This is a genomic window from Streptococcus sp. KHUD_012 (genome assembly GCF_052588255.1).
Genome location: NZ_CP159355.1, coordinates 760226 through 781225, shown reverse-complemented (window position 1 = coordinate 781225; position 21000 = coordinate 760226). Strand labels below are relative to the sequence as shown.

General features: G+C 42.7%; 26 protein-coding genes and 1 riboswitch. Of the genes, 4 read left to right on the top strand and 22 right to left on the bottom strand.

All coding sequences use genetic code 11. From position 1 onward, the window contains the following. Positions 1-60 precede the first annotated feature (60 nt). The 3 genes from ABVF55_RS03735 to ABVF55_RS03725 form a co-directional block, all read right to left on the bottom strand. Positions 61-675, bottom strand: a complete 615-nt coding sequence (locus ABVF55_RS03735; protein WP_445285551.1) for a phosphatase PAP2 family protein — start codon at positions 673-675, stop codon at positions 61-63. Continuing rightward, complete coding sequence (locus tag ABVF55_RS03730) at positions 665-1222, bottom strand: ECF transporter S component (protein ID WP_003005658.1); 558 nt, start codon at positions 1220-1222, stop codon at positions 665-667. Before ABVF55_RS03730 ends, ABVF55_RS03735 begins: the two co-directional genes overlap by 11 nt. A 218-nt stretch (positions 1223-1440) precedes the next feature. Then, positions 1441-1590: riboswitch (FMN riboswitch) on the bottom strand. Positions 1591-1670: 80 nt separating this feature from the next. Then, positions 1671-2213 carry a tRNA (cytidine(34)-2'-O)-methyltransferase gene (locus ABVF55_RS03725; protein WP_024055209.1) on the bottom strand — a complete coding sequence of 181 codons (543 nt, stop codon included), beginning with the start codon at positions 2211-2213 and terminating at the stop codon, positions 1671-1673. A 333-nt stretch (positions 2214-2546) separates the two neighbouring features. Here ABVF55_RS03725 and trkA point away from each other — a divergent pair, with 333 nt between their 5' ends. After that, entirely contained in the window at positions 2547-3902 is a 1356-nt protein-coding gene (trkA, locus tag ABVF55_RS03720; protein ID WP_320909801.1) for a Trk system potassium transporter TrkA, read from the top strand. Between the two features lie 5 nt (positions 3903-3907). Beyond that, positions 3908-5347, top strand: coding sequence for a TrkH family potassium uptake protein (locus ABVF55_RS03715; RefSeq protein ID WP_320909800.1), 1440 nt, complete (start codon positions 3908-3910; stop codon positions 5345-5347). 223 nt (positions 5348-5570) lie between these two features. Here the strand turns inward: ABVF55_RS03715 and yidD are convergent, their stop codons facing one another. The 14 genes from yidD to ABVF55_RS03645 all read right to left on the bottom strand — a co-directional run bounded on the left by yidD (position 5571) and on the right by ABVF55_RS03645 (position 15014). After that, a complete protein-coding gene (gene yidD, locus ABVF55_RS03710; RefSeq protein ID WP_037617183.1) occupies positions 5571-5813 on the bottom strand; it encodes a membrane protein insertion efficiency factor YidD in 243 nt (80 codons plus the stop codon). Next, positions 5810-6541: a pseudouridine synthase gene (locus tag ABVF55_RS03705; RefSeq protein ID WP_003005375.1), complete on the bottom strand. Its 732-nt coding sequence runs from the start codon at positions 6539-6541 to the stop codon at positions 5810-5812. The genes yidD and ABVF55_RS03705 overlap by 4 nt, the downstream gene beginning before the upstream one ends. Continuing rightward, a complete protein-coding gene (gene scpB, locus ABVF55_RS03700; RefSeq protein WP_003017403.1) occupies positions 6531-7100 on the bottom strand; it encodes an SMC-Scp complex subunit ScpB in 570 nt (189 codons plus the stop codon). Before scpB ends, ABVF55_RS03705 begins: the two co-directional genes overlap by 11 nt. After that, the gene (locus ABVF55_RS03695; RefSeq protein WP_024055478.1) at positions 7084-7803 is read right to left on the bottom strand and encodes a segregation/condensation protein A; all 720 of its coding nucleotides are present in this window, start codon (positions 7801-7803) and stop codon (positions 7084-7086) included. Before ABVF55_RS03695 ends, scpB begins: the two co-directional genes overlap by 17 nt. Then, positions 7803-8534 carry a site-specific tyrosine recombinase XerD gene (gene xerD / locus ABVF55_RS03690; RefSeq protein WP_320909799.1) on the bottom strand — a complete coding sequence of 244 codons (732 nt, stop codon included), beginning with the start codon at positions 8532-8534 and terminating at the stop codon, positions 7803-7805. Before xerD ends, ABVF55_RS03695 begins: the two co-directional genes overlap by 1 nt. After that, positions 8531-8992, bottom strand: a complete 462-nt coding sequence (cbpB, locus tag ABVF55_RS03685) for a cyclic-di-AMP-binding protein CbpB (protein ID WP_003008353.1) — start codon at positions 8990-8992, stop codon at positions 8531-8533. The genes xerD and cbpB overlap by 4 nt, the downstream gene beginning before the upstream one ends. Beyond that, complete coding sequence (locus ABVF55_RS03680; protein WP_254732877.1) at positions 8989-9510, bottom strand: metallophosphoesterase; 522 nt, start codon at positions 9508-9510, stop codon at positions 8989-8991. The genes cbpB and ABVF55_RS03680 overlap by 4 nt, the downstream gene beginning before the upstream one ends. Further along, a complete protein-coding gene (locus tag ABVF55_RS03675; protein ID WP_049488452.1) occupies positions 9483-10463 on the bottom strand; it encodes a nucleoside-triphosphate diphosphatase in 981 nt (326 codons plus the stop codon). The genes ABVF55_RS03680 and ABVF55_RS03675 overlap by 28 nt, the downstream gene beginning before the upstream one ends. After that, entirely contained in the window at positions 10460-11254 is a 795-nt protein-coding gene (gene racE / locus ABVF55_RS03670; protein ID WP_320909798.1) for a glutamate racemase, read from the bottom strand. The genes ABVF55_RS03675 and racE overlap by 4 nt, the downstream gene beginning before the upstream one ends. Positions 11255-11331: 77 nt before the next feature. Continuing rightward, positions 11332-11577 (bottom strand): YneF family protein, encoded by a 246-nt coding sequence (locus tag ABVF55_RS03665; protein ID WP_003008364.1) that lies wholly within the window; start codon positions 11575-11577, stop codon positions 11332-11334. Positions 11578-11632: 55 nt separating this feature from the next. Further along, on the bottom strand, positions 11633-12883 hold the full coding sequence (locus ABVF55_RS03660) for a diaminopimelate decarboxylase (protein ID WP_257738954.1): 1251 nt from the start codon (positions 12881-12883) through the stop codon (positions 11633-11635). Between the two features lie 95 nt (positions 12884-12978). Then, the gene (locus ABVF55_RS03655) at positions 12979-13665 is read right to left on the bottom strand and encodes a Bax inhibitor-1/YccA family protein (protein ID WP_003008369.1); all 687 of its coding nucleotides are present in this window, start codon (positions 13663-13665) and stop codon (positions 12979-12981) included. A gap of 28 nt (positions 13666-13693) precedes the next feature. After that, positions 13694-14185, bottom strand: coding sequence for an HDIG domain-containing metalloprotein (locus ABVF55_RS03650; protein ID WP_003005617.1), 492 nt, complete (start codon positions 14183-14185; stop codon positions 13694-13696). A gap of 82 nt (positions 14186-14267) precedes the next feature. Next, positions 14268-15014 carry a TrmH family RNA methyltransferase gene (locus ABVF55_RS03645; protein ID WP_445285550.1) on the bottom strand — a complete coding sequence of 249 codons (747 nt, stop codon included), beginning with the start codon at positions 15012-15014 and terminating at the stop codon, positions 14268-14270. Between the two features lie 73 nt (positions 15015-15087). On the opposite strand from ABVF55_RS03645, the gene ABVF55_RS03640 reads away from it, so the two are divergent. Beyond that, positions 15088-15366, top strand: coding sequence for an acylphosphatase (locus tag ABVF55_RS03640; RefSeq protein ID WP_023918900.1), 279 nt, complete (start codon positions 15088-15090; stop codon positions 15364-15366). Between the two features lie 77 nt (positions 15367-15443). Continuing rightward, the gene (yidC, locus tag ABVF55_RS03635; protein WP_340279980.1) at positions 15444-16361 is read left to right on the top strand and encodes a membrane protein insertase YidC; all 918 of its coding nucleotides are present in this window, start codon (positions 15444-15446) and stop codon (positions 16359-16361) included. Positions 16362-16515: 154 nt separating this feature from the next. Here the strand turns inward: yidC and greA are convergent, their stop codons facing one another. From greA to murC, 5 genes are all read right to left on the bottom strand, one after another. Next, on the bottom strand, positions 16516-16998 hold the full coding sequence (gene greA, locus ABVF55_RS03630) for a transcription elongation factor GreA (protein ID WP_003005389.1): 483 nt from the start codon (positions 16996-16998) through the stop codon (positions 16516-16518). A gap of 57 nt (positions 16999-17055) precedes the next feature. Next, positions 17056-18585 carry an endolytic transglycosylase MltG gene (mltG, locus tag ABVF55_RS03625; RefSeq protein WP_445285645.1) on the bottom strand — a complete coding sequence of 510 codons (1530 nt, stop codon included), beginning with the start codon at positions 18583-18585 and terminating at the stop codon, positions 17056-17058. A gap of 59 nt (positions 18586-18644) precedes the next feature. Further along, positions 18645-19154, bottom strand: a complete 510-nt coding sequence (locus tag ABVF55_RS03620; RefSeq protein WP_173019408.1) for a GNAT family N-acetyltransferase — start codon at positions 19152-19154, stop codon at positions 18645-18647. 12 nt (positions 19155-19166) lie between these two features. Next, entirely contained in the window at positions 19167-19583 is a 417-nt protein-coding gene (locus ABVF55_RS03615; RefSeq protein ID WP_118227890.1) for a GNAT family N-acetyltransferase, read from the bottom strand. 81 nt (positions 19584-19664) lie between these two features. Further along, positions 19665-20999 carry a UDP-N-acetylmuramate--L-alanine ligase gene (gene murC, locus ABVF55_RS03610; protein WP_134974232.1) on the bottom strand — a complete coding sequence of 445 codons (1335 nt, stop codon included), beginning with the start codon at positions 20997-20999 and terminating at the stop codon, positions 19665-19667. Position 21000: the final 1 nt, after the last annotated feature.

The following is a 21000-nucleotide window of genomic DNA, read 5'->3' as shown; positions in this document are numbered from 1 at the left end:
GTTCGACTCCTAGTTGTTAGATACTTATTTTTGCTTGCCAGTAAAGCGCCATTGAAATCGCTAGCGATCATACAAGGGATACTCAAACTGTAAGACAGCAAGACCCAAAATCATACTGCCGAGAACGTCTGATGGGTAGTGGACCCCGACATAAACGCGGGAAACCACAATGGTCACGATTCCCAGAACCAGCAAGCCTTGAAGGCAATAGCGGGCTGTTTTATGTTTTACATGTTGGCTGATGATGATGATCAAACTTCCCAAAACAAGGGTAGACGCCAGTGAATGACCACTCGGGAAAGAAAAGCCTTTTTCCTCTACTAGATGAAGAATACTTGGTCTCGGTCTCTGGTAGATATTCTTTAGAAGAAGAACCAAAAGACCAGTCAATACCAGATTGCTTCCAAGGAAGAGGGTCTCACTGTACCATTTCTTATAGGCAAAGACCGCTAGCAGAAGACCCACCCAGATGACAATGATCTTGGTATCCATGACATGGGTCACCTTGGTAAAGAAGACCGTCAGTGTTGCAGGCAGATCGCCTCGAATAGCAGATTGAATGGTGCTATCAAAGCCTGTTAATTGTTGCGGGTAAAAGCGAATCACATACCCAAGAATGACAAAAATGAGAAGGGCGAAGCTTGCCTTCGCCCAATGTTGTTGTTTATTTTTCATATTTTTTCAAAATCGGTTGCAATAAGGTATAGATCAACCCAAATGCGATGGCCCAAATCACCCCTTCGATCAGGTTAAACGGTGCAACCATTGCGGCTAAATAGTGGACAAGCCCTAGTGTTTTCGAAATATCATAGTTCATAAAACGAGCATATAAAGGGATTGCATAGACATAGTTTACCAATACCATCGTGATACTCAAGCTGATCGTTCCAACAATCGTTGCCAGGACAAATCGACCATGGGTCCGTTCCTTGTTCCAAATCCATGCAAAAGCAAGAACAAAAACAAGAACTCCAATGATATTGATTGGTAATCCGATCAAGGTTTCAAGCCCCTTATTATTGAGGGCTAATTTAAGGACAGATCGGATCAAGGTCACCCAAACGGCACTTTTAAAATCCAACAGGACCAAGGCCAACAAAATGGCGATAATACTCAAATCAATTTTGAAGAAATCTATCAAAAAAGAAAATTGATAGAACATCAAAATAAAAGATAAAGCGGATAAAACAGCCACTAGGGTCAGTTTACGTGTATTTGTCATAACAGGTTCCTCCAATTTTTTTAAAAATTAGAGAAGCTGGAAAGACGTCTACCCCATCATTCTACTCTAAACTATTTAAACAAAGCTTAAACTAGAAACTATTCTAGTTACTTTAGCTGATCTCCATCGAAACATGCCGTTAGTCAGTCCCAGCCACTAACGTTTTATTCCCATGCATCAGCTCTAAACAGATCAGAATAGCTGTCAGTCTATTCGTCTCTCGTCTTCTCCCATCCAGACTATACTGTCGGTTGTGGAGTCACACCACATCAGCTTGCGCTCGCGGACTTCTTTTAGAGCATGGAAAAGAACATTTCCTCGTAAAAGTCACCGCCGGTCGGGAATTACACCCTGCCCTGAAGACCCTTTTATGATAACAAAAAAAACTTGCCTAGGCAAGTTTTTGTAACGTCATGGATTACATCGTTCGGGTTTTAATTTTTCGTTTTTATTTGAGCTTGTCATGCTCATAACGATGGCTCAACTCCAGCCCCTTAAAACCTTGCTGACGGAGAGCCTCATAGACAATCATGCAGACGGTATTGGAGACATTTAAACTACGGACATGCTCGTCATTCATCGGAATGCGAATGGCCTTCTCTTCGTGCTGGCGCATAAATTCTTCCGGCAATCCTTTATCTTCGCGTCCAAACAAGAAATAATGGGACTTCCCATCCTGATAAGAAACGTCCGAATAGGTCTGATTTGCAAACTTGGACACTAGGTGTACCTGACCGTCGCTCGCTGCTTCCATAAACTCTTCTAGGCTATCATAAAAACGGACATCCAGCTTGTCCCAATAATCGAGTCCTGCTCGCTTCATTTTGCGATCATCGATCGGAAAAGCCATGGGTCGTATGATATGCAAGGGGGAATTGGTCGCCGCACAAGTCCGTGCAATATTTCCCGTATTTTGTGGAATCTGAGGTTGGAACAAGACGATGTGGTTTTGAGCAGCTGACTCTTGGTAGTCCAGTTCTTCAATATTCATACTCGATCTCTTTCTGATAAAAAAATAGCCACACTGCCCGGAGTCAAGCTCAGCAAACAGCGTGGTTACAGCTTCATTAACTTAACTCACAACAGGTTTGAGGTAAATCAACGAAGGTACTTTCTAAGTATAACACTTTTGAAGCTCCTGTCAATAGTTTTTTTAGATTTTTTTAAGAAACTTTACCAAAGTTTTCAATCCCTCCTCGTTCTACTCTTTTGACGATTTTTCCTACTTGTTCTTAGCTTCTCAAAATTCCACCAGAAAATCCTTAAAAAAGATGAATTTTTCTTGAAAATAGAGTATGATAGAAGCATACTCTGGAGGTATTCTATGAAAATTATTGTTGTTGGTGGAGGAAAGGTCGGAACGGCCCTTTGTCGTTCTCTCGTTGCTGAAAACCACGATGTTATTTTGATCGAAAAAGACGAATCCGTTCTTAACCATATTACCAAACGATTTGATATCATTGGAATTTTAGGAAATGGGGCAAACTTCAAGATCTTGGAGCAAGCGGATGTTGAAGACTGCGACATCTTCATTTCCATGACCGAGTACGATGAAGTGAATATGGTCTCTGCTGTTTTGGCTAAAAAAATGGGAGCCAAAGAGACCATCGTTCGGGTACGGAATCCGGAATATTCTAATTCCTACTTCAAGGAAAAAAATATCTTGGGCTTCTCCCTAGTTGTCAATCCGGAATTGCTGACAGCACGTTATATTGCCAATATCATTGACTTCCCAAATGCCCTTTCTGTGGAGCATTTTGCCAATGGTCGGGTAGCCTTGATGGAATTTAAGATCAAGCCAGATAGCAATCTCTGCAATATGAGTCTATCCCAATTCCGGAAGAAATATGGAAATGTCATTGTTTGTGCGATCGAGCGTGGAAACGAACTCACCATTCCAAACGGGGACTTTGTCTTGCAACCTCAAGACAAAATTTTCGTAACAGGTAATCGGATCGAGATCGTTCTCTTCCACAACAATGTTCGCCCTCAGGTCATTAAGAGCATGATGATCATTGGCGCTGGGAGAATTGCCTACTACCTACTCAATATTCTTCAAGATGTGCGCCGCAAGATCGATCTCAAGGTCTTAGAGGTCAATCGCGAACGGGCGGAATTCTTTAGTCAGGAATTTCCTGATCTCTATGTCGTCCATGGAGACGGAACTGCTAAAGACATTCTTTTAGAAGAGAGTGCCAATAACTTCGATGCTGTGGCTACTTTGACAGGGGTCGATGAAGAAAATATCATCACCTCCATGTTCTTGAATTCTGTCGGAGTCAAAAAGAACATTACCAAGGTCAACCGAACTAGTCTGTTGGAGATCATTGGCGATCAAGATATGACCAGTATCGTTACGCCAAAACGCATCGCCGTAGACACCATTATGCACTTTATTCGCGGGCGCTACAATGCACAGTTCTCAAACCTAGAAGCTTTGCACCATGTCGCAAACGGCCGAATTGAAACCTTGCAGTTCCAAATTAAGGAAGACAATAAACTAACCCAATATCCCCTCTCTGAATTGAAATTGAAAAAAGGCGTCTTGATCGCTGCCATTATTCGAGATGGTAAGGCGATTTTCCCTAATGGAGATGACCGTTTGATGGTAGGAGATCGGATTATCGTAACCACCTTGATTCAAAATGTCACTAAAATCTACGATTTAGTTGAGAGGTAAGCCTGATGAATAGAAGCATGATTCGTTACCTCTTGTCCAAGCTCCTCTTAATCGAGGCAGCACTCCTGATCGTTCCCTTAGTGGTCGCTGGCATCTATCAGGAACCGGCCAAGGTCTTTGTCTCTATTGGGGTAACCATGGCCATCTTACTTGGGCTGGGGCTCCTTGGTAGTTTTCACAAACCAAAGGACTTTCACATCTATGCTAAAGAAGGAGTCCTGATTGTAGCCCTCTGTTGGATCCTCTGGTCCTTCTTTGGTGCCCTTCCCTTTGTCTTTTCGGGACAAATCCCCAACATTATCGACGCCTTCTTTGAAGTCAGCTCTGGCTTTACAACAACAGGGGCAACGATATTAGATGATGTGGGTGTCCTCAGCCACTCTCTCCTCTTTTGGCGCAGTTTCACCCACTTGATTGGGGGGATGGGAGTATTGGTCTTCGCCCTTGCCATTATGGACAATAACAAGAACAGCCACCTCGAAGTCATGAAGGCGGAAGTTCCTGGTCCAGTTTTTGGAAAGGTCGTTTCCAAATTAAAAAATACAGCTCAAATCCTCTACTTCTTGTACTTGGGCTTGTTCTTCCTCTTTGTGGTTCTTTATTTCCTTGCCGGCATGCCCCTTTATGATAGTTTTGTCATCGCCATGGGGACGGCTGGGACCGGGGGCTTTACCGTTTTTAACGACGGAATTGCCCACTACAATAGTAGTTTAATCACCTATTTGGTCAGTATCGGGGTTTTAGTCTTCGGGGTTAACTTTAACCTCTACTACTTCCTCATGATCCGAAAATTCAAGGCCTTCTTTAAAGATGAGGAATTGCGGACCTATATCACCATCGTCCTCGTGTCCAGTGTCTTGATCGCTTACAATGTCCTTCATCTCTATGCCAATGTCGCTAAGAGTTTTGAAATTTCCTTCTTCCAAGTTTCCAATATCATCACCACCACCGGTTTTGGTTATGGAACGACGGAAAAATGGCCTCTCTTTTCTCAGTTCATCCTCTTGATGCTGATGGTCATCGGTGGTTCTGCTGGATCGACCGCTGGGGGGCTTAAAGTCATTCGGTGCTTGACCTTATGGCGAATCGCAAAAAATCAGGTTCTTTCGACCTTGTCTCCGAATCGCGTTCTAACCTTGCATGTCAATGATACGGTATTAGATAAGGATACACAGCATCAGATCCTCAAGTACTTTACAATATACAGTTTTATCACAATCGGCCTACTCTTTGTAGTCAGTCTAGACAATAATAACTTCATGACGGTTGTCAGTGCTGTCTTTAGTTGTTTCAACAACATTGGACCTATGATTGGAACAGGTCAAACCTTCTCCATCTTTAGTCCGATTTCAAAACTATTACTTTCCTTAGCCATGATTGCCGGACGGCTTGAAATCTATCCAATGATTCTTCTCTTCCTCCCTAAAACATGGTCTAAACGCTGATAGACAACTCTAGTACAAAATCAACGAGAGTGGGACAGAAATCGGTAATTCGTTAGAATTCGATTTCGTCGTCCCACCTCCGCACAGTTGAGTAGGGCTGTAAAAGCTGATGAAATCAGCGTAGTAGAGCCCACTCAACCACTGCGTCTTGCTCGACAATCCAAAAACAATTGAGAGGCTAGGACTTTTGTCCCAGCCTCGTTTCTGTTTATTTGCGATCGTCCTATTTTGATTCTTCATTTCGCTTCAGACTAAAATGGTCTGGCAAGGGGTCCGGTCCTGCTTTGGTTCCAGGATGGCAACGTAGAATCCTCGCAATCCCCATCAAGACACCTTTCACACCAAAACGTTCAATCGCTTGGATCATATAATTGGAACAGGTCGGTTGAAAGCGACAAGAAGGCGGAAATAGGGGAGAGATCCATTTTTGATAGCCTCTGACCAGCGCAATCAGGATTATTTTCATGCTTTTTTAGATTTAGTCACTGCTAGATTGTGCAACTGGCTGATTTCTTTTTTATTCAAGCGACGGTATTCACCCGGACGTAGTCCTGAGACGTCCAAATTTCCAAATTGGGTCCGAGAGAGTTTATCCACTAAAAGTCCCACAGCTTCAAACATCTTTTTAACCTGGTGGTTACGCCCTTCATGAATGGTCAACTGAACCACTGAACGGTTCTTTTCGACATCCACTTTTAAGATCTCGTAAGTCGCTGGCTTGGTTTTCTTTCCATCAATGGTCACCCCTCGCGTCAAGGGACGCAAGTTTTCCTTATTGGCAATCCCTTTGACACGCGCCACATAGACCTTATCAATTTCATTTCGCGGGTGAATCATCTCATCTGTAAAATCACCATCATTGGTCAAAATCAAGACACCAGATGTATCCCAGTCCAAACGTCCTACTGGGTAGATACGCTCTGGTACTTGAGATAAAAGGTCAACGACTGTTGTCCGCCCTTTATCATCCGATACACTAGAGATGACACCACGTGGCTTATTTAAAAGATAATAGACCTTTTCTTCGTTATAGATTGGAGTCCCCTCTACTTCAACCTGATCACCGGTTTTAATGATGGTCGCTAATTCACGCACAACTTGGCCATTGACCGTCACCAAGCCTTGCTTGATCAGTTCTTCGGCCTTGCGACGACTAGCCACGCCTGCATGGGCAATATATTTGTTAATTCTCATCTAGTTCCTCTGTTCTCTCTGAAAATAATTGACCTTCTTCTGGATCAATGTCCACTTCCTCAACCTTTGGCAATTCCTCCAAATGATTGATCCCCATATAATCCAAAAAATACTCCGTCGTGACATACAAATTAGGACGCCCGAGGACTTCTTTTTTTCCATCTTCACGGATCAGATCAAATGACAGTAGTTTGGTAATAGCACCACTGGAATTGACACCTCGAATATCATCGACCTCCACGCGGGTGATCGGTTGCTTATAAGCAATGATTGACAAGGTTTCAAGGGCAGCCCGAGACAAACTTTGGTTCATAGGCGTTCTAGAATAGTCTCGTAAAACCGAAGCGTAGTCTGCCTTTGTCACCAATTTATAACGGGAAGCTGTCTCCATCAAACAGAGACTCGTATCTGTATCCTCCTGGTATTTTTGGGCCAATTTTTCTAAACTTTGCACCACACCTGTTGGGGGTAAAGAGAGAAGATCTGCGATTTGTCTGGCAGTAATTCCTTCTTCACCCGCTACAAATAAGAGTGCTTCAATTTCAGCTAATTTGCTCATGTTCAATCCTATTTAAGTAAATTTCTCCAAAAGCCCTATCCTGTACCACTGTTACCTCTTGAATCTTGATTAATTCAAGGGTTGCAAGAAATAGGGTAATGACCTCTTGGAGATCCGCTGCTTCTAGAAACAAGTCCTGTAAGAGAACTTGTGAGCGATCGTGGAATCGGTGACGCAGCTGGTCCATCAGATCCTCAATCTTGTATTCATCCTTGACAATGGTTGTATGGTTCTGGCGGAATTCTTCTTTTTTCTTGGTCAATAGTTTTGAGAAAGCCAAGAAGAGATCCACCGTGGTGCGATCATGAAGTAATTCGGTATCGTCATAGACCAATTCCATCTTCGGTTTCGAATAATAGAGGGCGCGCTCCTCGTGCTGCGAGGCCATCAACTCTCCTAATTGCTTGTAAGTACGGTACTCTTCCAGTTGAGAAAGGAGGTCCTGCTCTAGATCCTCTGCTTCATCCATCTCCTCTGCGACCTTAGGAAGAAGTCTACGACTCTTGATCAGGGTTAATTGACTAGCCATCAGCATGTATTCCCCTGCTACCTCTAGTTTCATCGCCTGAAGAGTCGCCAGATAAGCCAGATACTGTTCGATCACCTCAATCAAGGGGACCTCATAGATATCCATCTGGTATTTAGAGACCAAGTGGAGCAAGAGGTCCAAAGGCCCTTCAAAATCTTTAATTTTAATATCCATTATTTATATTTTTCTAATGTCACCATGGTTTTTAGGCCCAATTCACGCGAAATACTAAAGAGATCCACACCGAGTTCACGTTGTTTCAAAATATACTGCTCACGAATCGATTGCGCCGAAAGGTCTTGGTTGCCTTTTTCGATCAAGAAGGCTTCTAATTGTCGGAATCCCCACTGACGGGAGTATGATTTTCCTTTATTATCAAAGAGATAGACACCATCGAGGAAGAGTTGCAACTCATCCAGTAAAGGATCTGGAACTTTTAAAACCCGTTTTTGGCCATCTTTGCCCACTCGAATGACATGAAAGTCCAGCTGAATATCTTCGACTTTGACTTGGAGGATCTCACTTGGCAATAAGCCCATCTCCAGAATCAATAAGGCCATCAAGCGTCCCTGTGGGTTGGTTGATTCTTCCCAAAAATGGGTCAGATCCAATAATTCACGATCATGGGTTTTGGCCGGTTGAATTTTAGGCAAGACCAAACGATGGTATTCAGAAATAAAGCGTTCTTGATACAAATAATATAAAAATTGGTTAACAGCGGATAATTTTCGTTTTTGAACCGCCGGTTTAAAATCTTTAATCGAAGCTTGGTAAATTCTCAAATTTGTCGGTGTCACTTTTCCATGAATTGATTCAATAAATTGGTCCAAATCATAGAAATAGGCTGACTGAGAATTTTCACTTAGTTCTTTTTGATCAATAAAACTTGCAATAAATTCTTTCATTTTGGAATCATCTCGTATTCATTTGAAAAATTATGCATTAGCGAATTGATGGCTTTGAGAATCGATTTCCGCGTAATAATCCCTTGGAAATACCCTTCTTCATCCACCACTGATAAGAAGGAGTCATCCACCAACTTGTGAAGGACTTCTGTCAAATTGAAGTCTAAGCCGATGACCCCGACCTCCTTCTTTGCAACGTCTACGATATCCATCGAAGCAAAAGTCTCCTCAGGAATCTCGTGTTTCAATTGATAAGATAGAATATCCGTTAGGGAGATCGTCCCCACAAACTTGCGTTCATCCGTCACTACCGGGATGCGACTATAGCTAATCTGACTCAACAGCAAAACCGCATGGTCTACATTGTGGGTATCAATCAAGACCGCTAAATTTTTGGCAGGAGTTAAGAACGTCTCTTCCTGCGCCAGTAAGAAACGCTCAAATTCCTTTGCTATCATCTGCTAAACTCCTTTGTCAATTCAGGGTACAATTCATGATCTCGCGTATAATACTCTACCTTGAAGTTCGAATCGGTAATCTCTATCTTGGCATACAAACACTCGCGAATCAGACCACGAGGTTGGCTAATGGATCCAGGATTCACAAAGAGGGTTCTTCCTTCCTTCCAAGCATCTGGAATATGAAGGTGGCCGTATAGACAGATATCTGCTTCCTCCTCTTGGGCCCACAGATCCAATTTTTGAAAACTAAAATTGATCTGGAAGAGATGTCCGTGGGTCTGGATGATCCGTGTTGGCCCCAGTTGGGTCACCAAGCGTTCCGGATAGCCTTCATAAAAATCCATATTTCCTTGGACAACGTGGATCCCTTCCCAGACAGGATCATCACTTTTTAGTTCAGAATCCCCATTGTGAAAGATCCCATCGACCTGACCTAGGTATTTTTCTTTAATAGCTTCAACAATGGAGCGGTCTCCATGCGAGTCACTCATAACGATGATTGTTTGCTTTGCCATGATGGAAATACCTCCAATAACTTTTTAACAGCTAAAGCACGATGTGATTGTGTATTTTTTTCTTCTAGCGTTAATTCAGCAGCAGCACGGCCCGTTTCCCCAACTAAGAAGAGAGGGTCATATCCAAAGCCATGTTCCCCTTTGGGCTCAAAATTAATATACCCTGGCCAATCTGCTTCCACCACTAGGCTTTCCTTGCCTGGTCTTGCAACCACCAAGGTCGTATGGAACTGAGCTGAGCGATCTTTCAAGTCAAAAACCATGGCCAATTCGTGCAACAATTTCGCATTGTTTTCCGCATCTGTCGCACCAACTCCCGCAAAGCGAGCTGACCAAACTCCTGGTAAGCCTCCCAAGATATCCACCTTCAAACCTGAATCATCCGCTAAGACTGTTTTCCCAGTTAGCTCTGCAATGGTTTCAGCTTTTAGGCGGGCATTCTCTTCAAAGGTCATACCTGTCTCTTCGACTTCTGGAAGCTCTGGGTATTGATTGAGATTTTCCACTTCAAAGCCCAGCTTTTCAAACATATTACGGAATTCTTTGGTTTTTCCCTCATTTCGAGTCGCAATAAGAATCGTATCTTTGACCTTGTCTTGACCCAAGAAGGCTTCCAAATCCACCCCATCACTTGGCAAATGCAAATAGAGCAATTTCCCTTTTTCAACCAAGAGCAAGGCTCCTTGACGCTGTACAATCTCAAAAGCTCTTCCCTTGACTTCATTCAAGATTTCGGTCAAAAAGGTTAGAAAACGGAAGGCTGAACCATAGCGCATCACCGATAGATTGAGAGGGAATCCTTCAGGATCCTTGGCAAAGAGAAGTTCCAGCTGGTCTAACAGAGTGGAAGCTTCCGCAGGAACTTGACTAAATTGGTTGTAGTCTGCATCTTCTCCCCATTGGGCAATATACCAATCTTGGGGATCTTTGTATTCAAATAGTTTGTCACTCATAAATTTATGTGCTCCACATTCACTGAACGTTCTAGCCATTTTTCGGCAATCGCTGCAAAGCTATTGGCATTTGCAGTGGTATAAAAGCGGTGGGTCTGCTCTAAGAGTTCGCGACTCTTATTGAGCTCAAAATAGTTTAATAAAACGGAAATATCCCGAACACACTCTGCCCCACTATCAATCAATTTGACATCCGGTCCCATCACATTTTGAATGATCGGTTTTAAAAGGGGATAATGGGTGCATCCCAAGACTAAGGTATCAACCTTTCCAACTAGTGGTTTTAGGGTTTCGTAAACCACCTTTTTGGTCACACTGGATGCCAACTCGTTTGATTCCACTAAAGGAACAAACTTGGGACAAGCTAAACTGGTGACTTTCATATCTGGTGCTAGACTTTGAATCTTCTCTTTATAAATTCCAGAAGAAACCGTCATCGGTGTCCCAATGACCCCAATTTTTTGATGGGTCGTCGATTTAATGGCTGCAGAAGCTCCGGGCAAAATCACTCCTAAAACAGGAATATCAAGTTTCTCCTTGACTTCTTCCCAAACAACTGCCGTCGCTGTATTACAGGCTAAGACAATCATCTTGACATTTTTGGTCAGAAGGAAGTTCACCATCTGCCAAGTATACTCGCGAATTTGGTCTGCTGGTCTAGGACCATAAGGTGCACGCGCTGAATCTCCAATATAGACGACATCTTCGTGAGGAAGCTGACGGAGCAATTCGCGGACAACAGTCAGGCCCCCTACTCCAGAATCTAAAAAACCAATCGGTCGGTTATCCATATCTCTTCCTTCCAAAAGGAGGGACTAAGAAATTCCTCCAAGCCCCTCTCATTTATTATTGTGAGATTGCCCCACTCTTATTTTTTCTTGTTTTTCGCCATTGCTGATTTTTGTTGGCTCACAATTTGGCGATAGACTTGTTGAACTTTTGCTTCGCTTGGGCGTTGGCCGCTCGCTCCTAAAAGCGTACGAACTGCTTCAACATTCAAACGTGGGTTTGATGCAAATTCTTTTTCAAATTGACGACGAAGCAAGAACATTCCTGCAATCATCCCACCAAAGAAAGCTAAAATAATCAACAAAATTCCTAAAAAGAGATTCATACAATTTTCTCCGATCCATTATTTTTACATAACTATCATTATATCAGACAATCGCTTATTTTTCAATGTCAAAGCCGTAGAGTGTCGCAAGATAATCTTCTGGTTTTTCTGCTCGACGAATCAAACGGGCCTGCCCATCTTCTTGAAGCAAAACTTCTGCTGAACGCAACTTAGCATTGTACTGATACCCCATTGAAAATCCATGGGCTCCAGTGTCATGGATCACGAGCAAATCTCCAATCTCCGTCACGGGTAGTTCTCGTTGTTTCGCAAATTTATCGTTATTTTCACAGAGACTTCCCACGACATCGACCACTTCAGTCGGTCCATCTGGACGATCCATATTGGTGATATGGTGATAAGCACCGTACATAGCCGGTCTAAGAAGGTTCACAGCTGAAGCATCGACGCCCACATAGGTCCGGTAGGTTTTCTTTTTATGAGTTACTCTGGTTACCAAGAGGCCGTGTGAAGCCAGCATAAAGCGACCAAGCTCGGTATAGATTTTCACATGACCAAGTCCTGCCGGTTTGAGAATCGCATCAAAAACGCGATGCACACCTTCCCCAATAATGGCAATATCATTTGGTTCTTGCTCTGGCTTGTAATTGACCCCAACTCCACCAGAGAGGTTGATGAAGCCCAAGTGGACACCTGTTTTCTCGACGACTTCCACTGCCAATTCAAAAAGTTGACGCGCTAACTCTGGATAGTAGTCGTTGGATACAGTATTAGAAGCTAATAAAGCGTGAATGCCAAACTCTTCCACACCCAGTTCTTTCAACTCGATAAAGGCTTGGATCAATTGCTCCTTGGTCATGCCAAACTTAGCTTCTTCCGGATTGTCCATAATATCGGTTCCCAGTTCAAAAACTCCACCAGGATTATAGCGGCAAGAAATGACCTTAGGGATGCTAGTCACAGACTTCAAGAAAGCAATGTCTTCATAGGCATCCAGATTGATAGTTGCCCCTAACTCTCTCGCATAGACAAATTCATCAGCTGGCGTATTGTTAGAAGAAAACATGATTTCTTTTCCACTAAAGCCCAGTTTATCTGCCATCAACAATTCCACGTAGCTGGCCGTGTCGACTCCACAGCCCTCTTCTTGCAAAATTTTTAGGATCGATGGGTTAGGAGTCGCCTTGATGGCAAAGTATTCTTTAAAGCCTTCATTCCAAGCAAAAGCTTGATGGAGAGCACGAGCCGTTTCACGAATTCCTGCTTCATCATAGAGATGGAAAGGAGTAGGAAATTCTTGGGTCAGACTTTCTAATTGTTCACGGGTTACAAAAGGTGTTTTCATAAGCGCTCATTTCTATTCTTTAGTCACTATTAGTATAGCACAAGTCGGAAGACAAAAAAAGCCGAGGCAACTGCCCCAGCTCAATTACTCTTTGATTAGTCGTTTCTTCCGAAGATACGAAGAAGGCTGATAAAGAGGTTGATAAAGTCAAGATAAAGTTCCAAAGCCATCGCTACTGCCCAACCTGTAGCAGGTTGACCATTTGTTTGATCATAGACATAGCGAATCTTTTGGTTATCCCAAGCTGTCAATCCTGCAAAGAGGAAGACAGAGATAATACTCAAGATATAGTCCATTCCAGAACTTCTCAAGAACATGTTCACAACAGAAGCGATGATCACACCGATCAAGACTCCCATCAAGGCACGTCCCATACCAGACAGGTCTTTTTTCACGACGCGTCCGATAGCTCCCATGACAATAAACATCAAGGCACTGACCAAGAAAGCCTTATAGACAGTTGCTTGCATGTAGCGAGCAATGATAAAGCTCAAGGTAAAGCCATTCAAAGCTGAGTAGATCAAGAAGATCGGAAGAGCAGATGGGCTATTTTTAACAGCCTTCCCACTTGCAACAAAGACCAAGATCAATTCTACAACCACTGCTGCATAGTAAACCATTGGTGCTGTTGTCAAGATTTGAACGAAGAAATCTTGAAAGACTGTCATCATAAGACCAGAGACAAGGGCTGAAATCCCCACACCGATCCCAACTAATGAGTAGATTTTGTTATAAAAAGCATTCAATCCACTTTGTTCTTGGATTACTGAATCATTATACATATTAACAAGTTCCTTTCAAATTTGTTTACTACGATTTTAACATTTTTCGATGAAAAAATCTCCTTTTAGCCATCTTTTTACGCCATGGTTCTGAAGCTTCTTTAACAGCCCAGTATTTATCCACCATGGTCACTACGAAGGATTCTTTGTAGCGAGGCGGAGCAAGGGTAGCTCCCCACATGTGTTTAATAATGATGTCTTCTTCCTTGGCATTGAGATCTGTGATCTTTCGTGCATTTCTCACGGCAATGCGGGGATGGATCCAGGCGTGACTTTTCGTAAACTTGGTCTCGCGCCAATCATAGTAAAAGAGGTCATGCAAGAGGCCACCCCGAGCCGTACTTTTGGCATCCCAACCAAATTTTTTAGCCAGTTTATAACTGGTATAGCTCACATGAATGGAATGCTCCAAACGATTGGAATGAATATGGTGGGGAATGTCGGCTAATTTTTGAACCTTAGGATGCTGGATCAGATGGCCTACATAGGTCATGTATTCTTTGTCACGATGATATTGCATAAGATAACCACCTTTCGTTGATAAGCTCTCCCAATAAGATCTCCATCAACTTCTTCTTACAGGTTAAGTATACTTCTTTTTCTCAAAATTTCCTTAAAGAAAACATCAAAATTCCTGCTGCCACTGCAACATTTAAACTCTCTGCCCGACCTGGCATGGGAATATGAACCAGCTGGTCTGCTTGTGCCGCCATTTCCTGGCTGATGCCATTTCCTTCATTCCCCATAACCAGGATAAACTGATCGGTCTGAGAAAGCTGACGGTAGTCAATGGAAGCTTCTGAAAGCGTCGTTGCGAGAACTGCTAGATGAGAGTGCGCAGCTCGCTCCAATAGTTCTTCTCGATCCAGTTTCCAGATAGGAATATGGAAATGACTGCCCTGCATGGATCGAAGGGTCTTGAGACTGTATAGATCAGAGGAGGCTTTCGAAAGCATGACGCCATCAAAACCTGCTGCATCTGCTGTTCGAATCATCGTCCCTACATTGCCAGGATCCTGTACATCCTCCAAATAGAGGAATCGCCCTTGTAGCTGATCCGGAAGCTCTGGCTGCTCTAGAAGAATCTCTGCGACAATCCCTTGAGGAGTCTTCGAATCTGCCAAGAGGCTTAAGATCTCCGGAGTCACGATAGTGACTTTTTGGATGTCCTCTACCCGGTCTAAATAGGCTTCTAAAACAAAGACCTGCCGAATCTTCGCATGATTTTCTACTGCCTCTTCAAACAGATGCCAGCCTTCAATGAGATAAGAATCTGTCCGGTATTTTTTTTGATGTAATTTTTTTGCATTTTTGATTACATTATTGGATTTAGACGTTATAATATTCATAGAACTATTATAGCACAAAGAAAAAGAAGAAATCATGCCTCAGATAGATTTCTTCGAGTCAAGGAGGTCGTACATGCAAAAGGTAAAAATGATTGCCCAAGGACGGGTTCAAGGGGTTGGCTTTCGCTGGGGAGTCTACAGTCTTGCTTTAGAGATCGGTGGGATTACTGGCCGTGTCTGGAATAACGACGACGGAACGGTTGGCATTCTGGCCCAGGCAGAGTCTAGTAGCCAAATGGCTAAATTCATTCAAGAAATTCGCAAAGGTCCTACACCTTTTGCACATGTGACTTATTTAGATGTTACGCTCGCAAACTTTGAAAACTATACAGACTTTAAAATTGCAAATTAAGACTAGAGAACTATTGTGTATTTTCAAAAAAAACAGTAGAATAGAAAGGTAACATTAAAAAAAAGAAGGAACTATTTGTGAAAAAAAATAAACTTGCATTACTTGCATCGATGGGACTAGCTTCGCTTGTCTTCTTGTCAGGATGCGTGAGTGTCGATCGGAAAACTGGAAATCCGACTGGACTGATCTGGAATCTTCTTGGCCGTCCAATGGGCGAAGCCATCAAATTCTTTGCCAACAACCTTGGCTTGGGCTTTGGGATCGGGATTATTATCGTCACCTTGATCGTGCGGTTAATCATCTTGCCACTTGGTTTGTACCAATCATGGAAGGCAACCTACCAATCTGAAAAGATGAACTACTTAAAACCTATCCTTGGCCCAATCCAAGAGCGCATGAAGAACGCTAGCACACAAGAAGAAAAGCTATTGGCGCAACAGGAATTAATGGCTGCTCAACGTGAAAATGGAGTTAGCATGTTTGGTGGAGTTGGGTGTTTGCCACTCTTGATCCAAATGCCATTCTTCTCTGCTCTCTTCTTTGCAGCTCAGCACACCAAAGGGGTAGCAGATAGTAGCTTCCTTGGCATTGCTCTTGGTAAACCAAGCTTGCTCTTGACAGCAATCGTAGCAGTTCTTTACTATATCCAAAGTATGCTCTCTCTTCATGGAATTGAAGATGAAACCCAAAAGGAAAGCATGCGCAAAGCATCACTGATGAGTCCGATTATGATCGGTGTCTTCTCATTGATCTCTTCAGCCGGAGTGACTCTTTACTGGGTAGTCGGTGGGGTGATCCAAATTATCCAACAATTTGTCATCAACTACTTGATTCGTCCAAATCTTCGCAAGCGCGTCGCTGAGGAATACAAAAACAATCCTCCAAAAGCGACTAGTCACCGCGTGAAAAAAGATGTCACACCAACTGCGGCCACACAAATCCAACACAAACCAAAAAATAACCGCAATGCAGGAAAACAACGCAATAGAAAGTAGTACAAACTACTAATTCTAGCGGTATACAGTAGCACTTGAACCCAAGGTTCAAGTGCTTTTTTTGATATCGTTCAGTCAGCAAAGAATTTTCACTCTCACAAAAAGATTAAGAGCACAAAAAAACAAGCCCTCTTGGAGGGCTTGCGTTTTATAGTTACGCTGTTTTTTCTACGTTCAAAATTTTCACTTGGTAGCTTCCAGCTGGTGTCTCAACAGTGACAACGTCACCTGTCTTCTTACCAATCAAAGCGTGACCGATTGGGCTTTCGTTAGAGATCTTTCCTGCAAAGGCATCTGCCCCTGCTGAACCAACGATGCTGTATACTTCTTCATCTGTTTCGCCAACTTCTTGAACTGTAACGGTTTTTCCGATCGCTACTTCGTCTACTGCAACAGCGTCACTATCGACGATTTCTGCATAACGGATTTTTGTTTCCAAGCTAGAGATTTGACCTTCAACAAAAGCTTGTTCATCTTTTGCCGCTTCATACTCAGAGTTTTCTGAGAGGTCACCATATGAACGAGCGATCTTAATCCGTTCCACCACTTCAGGTCGACGGACCAATTTCAATTCTTCTAATTCTTGTTCCAATTTTTCTTTTTCTGCTAGGGTCATTGGGTATGTTTTTTCTGCCATTATTCTTCTCTTTCTATTATTTGAATGAAAAAGCTGTGGACGCGCCACATGCTTTTTCTAGTTTGAACTTGCTTGTGTCAATTTACTATTGACGTGTTCTTCAACATTTTTATTGTGTTCTTCGTATGTCTTAGCGAAGAAAACTTCACCATTTTCGACATTTGCGACAAAATACAAGTAATCGGTCTTACTTGGGTTCACCGCCGCTTCGATCGCTGATACTCCAGGGTTATCCACTGGGCCAGGCATCAAGCCGGTATTCTTATAAATATTATAAGGTGAATCCAGCTCTGTATTGATCGTTGCATCTTCTTTTAAGGTCGTCTTTTGACCAAGTTTCCCTTCTGCATAAAGAATTGCAATATTACTTTGCAAAGGCATGTCTTGGTTCAAACGGTTATAGAAGACACTCGCGATATCTTTGCGGTCCTGATCCGTCGCCCCTTCTTTTTCAACCAAGGAAGCAAGAGTCAATACTTCGTTTACATTGATGTTCTTGCTCTCAAGTGTTTCATAGTATGGGCTTAAGTTTTGATCCATTGCCGCAAGCATCTGATCGATCATCTCTTTCACTGTGGTATCTTTCCCATAGTTATAAGTAGCTGGGAAGAGATAACCTTCTAAACGGTAGCGAACACCAGAATCCTTACTTGGCAGATTCGCCAAGAGCTTAGGATATTTGGCCACCATCTTCTCAATAAAGGCATCGTCTTGGACAGCCTTCAAGAAATCTTCTTTCTTGAATGGAGTCTTGCCTGCCTTCTTAGTGGAGACATCGGCGGTGATAGCCGTCGCAATCTGATCAATCGTATAGCCTTCTGGAATCGTGACCTTTCCAAGAACTGGAGCCTGAGGAGTTTTGGTTCCCTCTTCTTGCAGTTTTTGGATGATGGTTTCTAGATCCATGCTCTTTTGAAGGTTGAAGTAACCGGATTTGAAATTGCTATAGTTCTTGAACTTGGTATAGTAGTTAAAAAACTGGCCATTTTTCACGAGTCCTTTTTTCTCAAGGATCGCTCCAATCTCACGATTACTTGAACCTGCTGGAATCTCAACCGTTACGAATTCTGTTGCATTTTTATCCATCGGCTTGACAGCTGAATGGATATAGGTCACAGCAAAGATCCCTGTAGCCACGATCACAATCAGCAAAAGGCTGACCACTGTCCGCACAATTCGTTTAGCGATTTTATTTTGTTTCTTTTGTTTTTGTTGGCGCTGGTTACGAGAAGAGCGCGATAAGCTTTCCTCTATCGGTTCCTGACTTGGTTCTTTTTTAGCAGGCTTTGTAAGCTCACTCTTTTCTTCCACAGCAGGAGTCGCCTTTTCTGGCTCCACTGGTTCTTCTTTGGGAGCCAACGCAGATTCTTCTACTTTTGGAGGTGGTGTTGCTTCTTCCTCCTCTTTCAGTGAAGAAGGGGTTTCAATGCTTCGATCAGGTAGATCATACTCTTTTTCGATCTTTAGAAGTTGCTCATTGGCCTCTTCTAAGTCTCTGAGGATCTGCTCTTTGAAGCTTAATAACTTCTCACTGTCTTGTGATTTATCAGTCAAATAATTGACCTCCCTCATCATAATCCTTAATATTATATCTTAAAAGATTTAGAAAAGCAATACAAATCGATCTTCTTCTTCAAAATACCTATTTAATCAAGGTTTTCGTTTTCCCAGACCAGATTGTACCAAACTTCACCCGCATATTGGGATTCTGAAAGACCTTCATTGGTAAATCCTTGCTTTTCGTAATAAGGAATCAAATAATCATGACAGGTCAAATTGATCCCTTGGCGATTATCTTTCACCGCAATCTCTTTCATTGCCTCAAGCAAGAGGGTTCCAACCCTTAGCCCTTGGGCTTCTTTAGCAATGGATAGACTCGTAATGGAAATAAAGCCCTGTTCTAGATGGCTTAGATCTTCAACCTCTGAAAAAGAGGAATCGATCAAATAGCGCTCCGGTCTAACAGGTCCTTCTAAATAGCCTAAGATCTGACCTTGGCACTCTGCTACAAGAAATGTCGTTTGAATCTTTTCGATGTGATCTTTTAAAATCTCACGCGCAATCGCTTCTTCTTCTGAGAAATTTTCAAGCTCAATGCGCTCGATGGCATCCAAATCCTGCAGCTCTGCCTGTCTAATGTGAATCTTTTCTTTCATCATTTACTCCTTCTATCGTTCCCAAACCATATGGACACCTCGATCAGACTCAGCTTCATCTCGAAATCCTTGCTGGGAAAAATAAGATAGTAAGTCTTCTGGGCAATCGATCCAAATGGCTTCCTTTTCCTTTTGAACAGCTAGATCCTTTAAAGCAGCGATCAAAATAGAACCATAGCCTTGACCTTGAAAGGCTGGTCTCACTGCTAGTCGCAATACAATTAGGTCTCTTTTTAAAGGCTGGTCTTCTGTCGCCAACAAGTAAGCCACAGCATCCCCCGCCTGCTCTGCAAGCAAAGAAATGGCTTCCTTCGAACCTAGCGCTTCCTCAAGAGTGGCCTTGTGCTTCTTTTCTTCATTGTCATGAAGTTCTTCTTCTAGCAACAGCAACTGTTCTTGATCAGCTGGGGTGATTGATCGAATCATCATCCTGCTTTCCTCATCTCATACTCCTTCAGTGGACAGATAAATTTGAGTCTGGAACCAATCGATTCCAGACTCAATCATCTCTTATTGTACACTATGTGTCAAACTAGATAATAAACGCTCAAATGAGTATTCATAGGTTTGAATATCTCCTGCTCCCATAAAGACATAGACCGCATTTTCATGGTCAAGAAGAGGAGAAACATTCTCAGCTGTAATAATCGCTGAACGTTTGACAATTTTTGCTTCCAAATCTTCAACTTTCACATCGCCGTGATCGACTTCCCGTGCAGAACCATAGATCTGTGCCAAGTAAACAGCATCTGCTTGATTCAAGGCTTCAGCAAATTCATCCAACAAGGCAATGGTCCGTGTAAAGGTATGTGGTTGGAAAATAGCCACAATCTCTTTACTTGGGTATTTTTGACGGGCTGCATCCAAGGTTGCAATAATTTCCGTTGGATGGTGCGCAAAGTCATCGATGATCACTGTTCCATTGACTACTTTTTCAGTAAAGCGACGTTTCACTCCAGCAAAGGTCTTCAAATGCTCGCGGACTAAATCTAAATCAAATCCTGCAATGTAAAGCAAACCAATGACTGCTGTGGCATTCATGATGTTGTGGCGGCCAAAAGTTGGGATATGGAATTGTCCCAAATCTTCTCCACGGAAATGAACGTTGAAGGTTGAACCAGTCGTTGAACGAAGCAAGTTGCTTGCCACAAAATCGTTCGTCTCCTTATCAAAACCATAGTAATAAATTGGTGCTGATGAGGTAATCCGACGCAATTCTTTGTCTTCTCCGTAGATGAAGAGGCCTTTGCTGATTTGTTTGGCATAATCGTTAAAGGCATTAAAGACATCTTCTAAGCTCGTGAAATAATCTGGATGGTCGAAGTCAATATTGGTGATGATACTGTATTCAGGATGGTAAGGCATAAAGTGGCGTTCATACTCATCTGATTCAAATACAAAATATTTGGCTGCTTCAGAGCCACGACCTGTCCCGTCACCAATCAAATAACTGGTATCAGTGATATTTGATAAGACGTGAGAAAGCATCCCTGTTGTTGAGGTTTTTCCGTGTGCTCCGGCAACCCCCATGCTGACGAAGTCACGCATAAATTCACCAAGGAATTCATGGTAGCGTTTATAGGTTAGGCCATGCTCATCTGCATAAGCAATTTCCACATTGTTATCTGGACGGAAAGCATTCCCAGCAATGAGGATCTTGTCGCCTTCCAAATTTTTCACATCAAATGGATAAATTTGAATTCCTGCTTGTTCCAAGCCACGTTGCGTAAAGTAATACTTCTCAACATCTGACCCTTGAACCGTATGTCCCATTTGGTGAAGCATGAGGGCTAAAGCACTCATCCCTGCTCCTTTAATTCCAATAAAATGGTATGTATTAGACATG

Bases quoted from the DNA above. Each gene is read 5' to 3' on its own strand.
- ABVF55_RS03735 (WP_445285551.1), bottom strand. From the start codon at position 675: ATGAAAAATAAACAACAACATTGGGCGAAGGCAAGCTTCGCCCTTCTC.
- ABVF55_RS03730 (WP_003005658.1), bottom strand. From the start codon at position 1,222: ATGACAAATACACGTAAACTGACCCTAGTGGCTGTTTTATCCGCTTTA.
- ABVF55_RS03725 (WP_024055209.1), bottom strand. From the start codon at position 2,213: ATGAATATTGAAGAACTGGACTACCAAGAGTCAGCTGCTCAAAACCAC.
- trkA (WP_320909801.1), top strand. From the start codon at position 2,547: ATGAAAATTATTGTTGTTGGTGGAGGAAAGGTCGGAACGGCCCTTTGT.
- ABVF55_RS03715 (WP_320909800.1), top strand. From the start codon at position 3,908: ATGAATAGAAGCATGATTCGTTACCTCTTGTCCAAGCTCCTCTTAATC.
- yidD (WP_037617183.1), bottom strand. From the start codon at position 5,813: ATGAAAATAATCCTGATTGCGCTGGTCAGAGGCTATCAAAAATGGATC.
- ABVF55_RS03705 (WP_003005375.1), bottom strand. From the start codon at position 6,541: ATGAGAATTAACAAATATATTGCCCATGCAGGCGTGGCTAGTCGTCGC.
- scpB (WP_003017403.1), bottom strand. From the start codon at position 7,100: ATGAGCAAATTAGCTGAAATTGAAGCACTCTTATTTGTAGCGGGTGAA.
- ABVF55_RS03695 (WP_024055478.1), bottom strand. From the start codon at position 7,803: ATGGATATTAAAATTAAAGATTTTGAAGGGCCTTTGGACCTCTTGCTC.
- xerD (WP_320909799.1), bottom strand. From the start codon at position 8,534: ATGAAAGAATTTATTGCAAGTTTTATTGATCAAAAAGAACTAAGTGAA.
- cbpB (WP_003008353.1), bottom strand. From the start codon at position 8,992: ATGATAGCAAAGGAATTTGAGCGTTTCTTACTGGCGCAGGAAGAGACG.
- ABVF55_RS03680 (WP_254732877.1), bottom strand. From the start codon at position 9,510: ATGGCAAAGCAAACAATCATCGTTATGAGTGACTCGCATGGAGACCGC.
- ABVF55_RS03675 (WP_049488452.1), bottom strand. From the start codon at position 10,463: ATGAGTGACAAACTATTTGAATACAAAGATCCCCAAGATTGGTATATT.
- racE (WP_320909798.1), bottom strand. From the start codon at position 11,254: ATGGATAACCGACCGATTGGTTTTTTAGATTCTGGAGTAGGGGGCCTG.
- ABVF55_RS03665 (WP_003008364.1), bottom strand. From the start codon at position 11,577: ATGAATCTCTTTTTAGGAATTTTGTTGATTATTTTAGCTTTCTTTGGT.
- ABVF55_RS03660 (WP_257738954.1), bottom strand. From the start codon at position 12,883: ATGAAAACACCTTTTGTAACCCGTGAACAATTAGAAAGTCTGACCCAA.
- ABVF55_RS03655 (WP_003008369.1), bottom strand. From the start codon at position 13,665: ATGTATAATGATTCAGTAATCCAAGAACAAAGTGGATTGAATGCTTTT.
- ABVF55_RS03650 (WP_003005617.1), bottom strand. From the start codon at position 14,185: ATGCAATATCATCGTGACAAAGAATACATGACCTATGTAGGCCATCTG.
- ABVF55_RS03645 (WP_445285550.1), bottom strand. From the start codon at position 15,014: ATGAATATTATAACGTCTAAATCCAATAATGTAATCAAAAATGCAAAA.
- ABVF55_RS03640 (WP_023918900.1), top strand. From the start codon at position 15,088: ATGCAAAAGGTAAAAATGATTGCCCAAGGACGGGTTCAAGGGGTTGGC.
- greA (WP_003005389.1), bottom strand. From the start codon at position 16,998: ATGGCAGAAAAAACATACCCAATGACCCTAGCAGAAAAAGAAAAATTG.
- ABVF55_RS03620 (WP_173019408.1), bottom strand. From the start codon at position 19,154: ATGAAAGAAAAGATTCACATTAGACAGGCAGAGCTGCAGGATTTGGAT.
- ABVF55_RS03615 (WP_118227890.1), bottom strand. From the start codon at position 19,583: ATGATGATTCGATCAATCACCCCAGCTGATCAAGAACAGTTGCTGTTG.
- murC (WP_134974232.1), bottom strand. From the start codon at position 20,999: ATGTCTAATACATACCATTTTATTGGAATTAAAGGAGCAGGGATGAGT.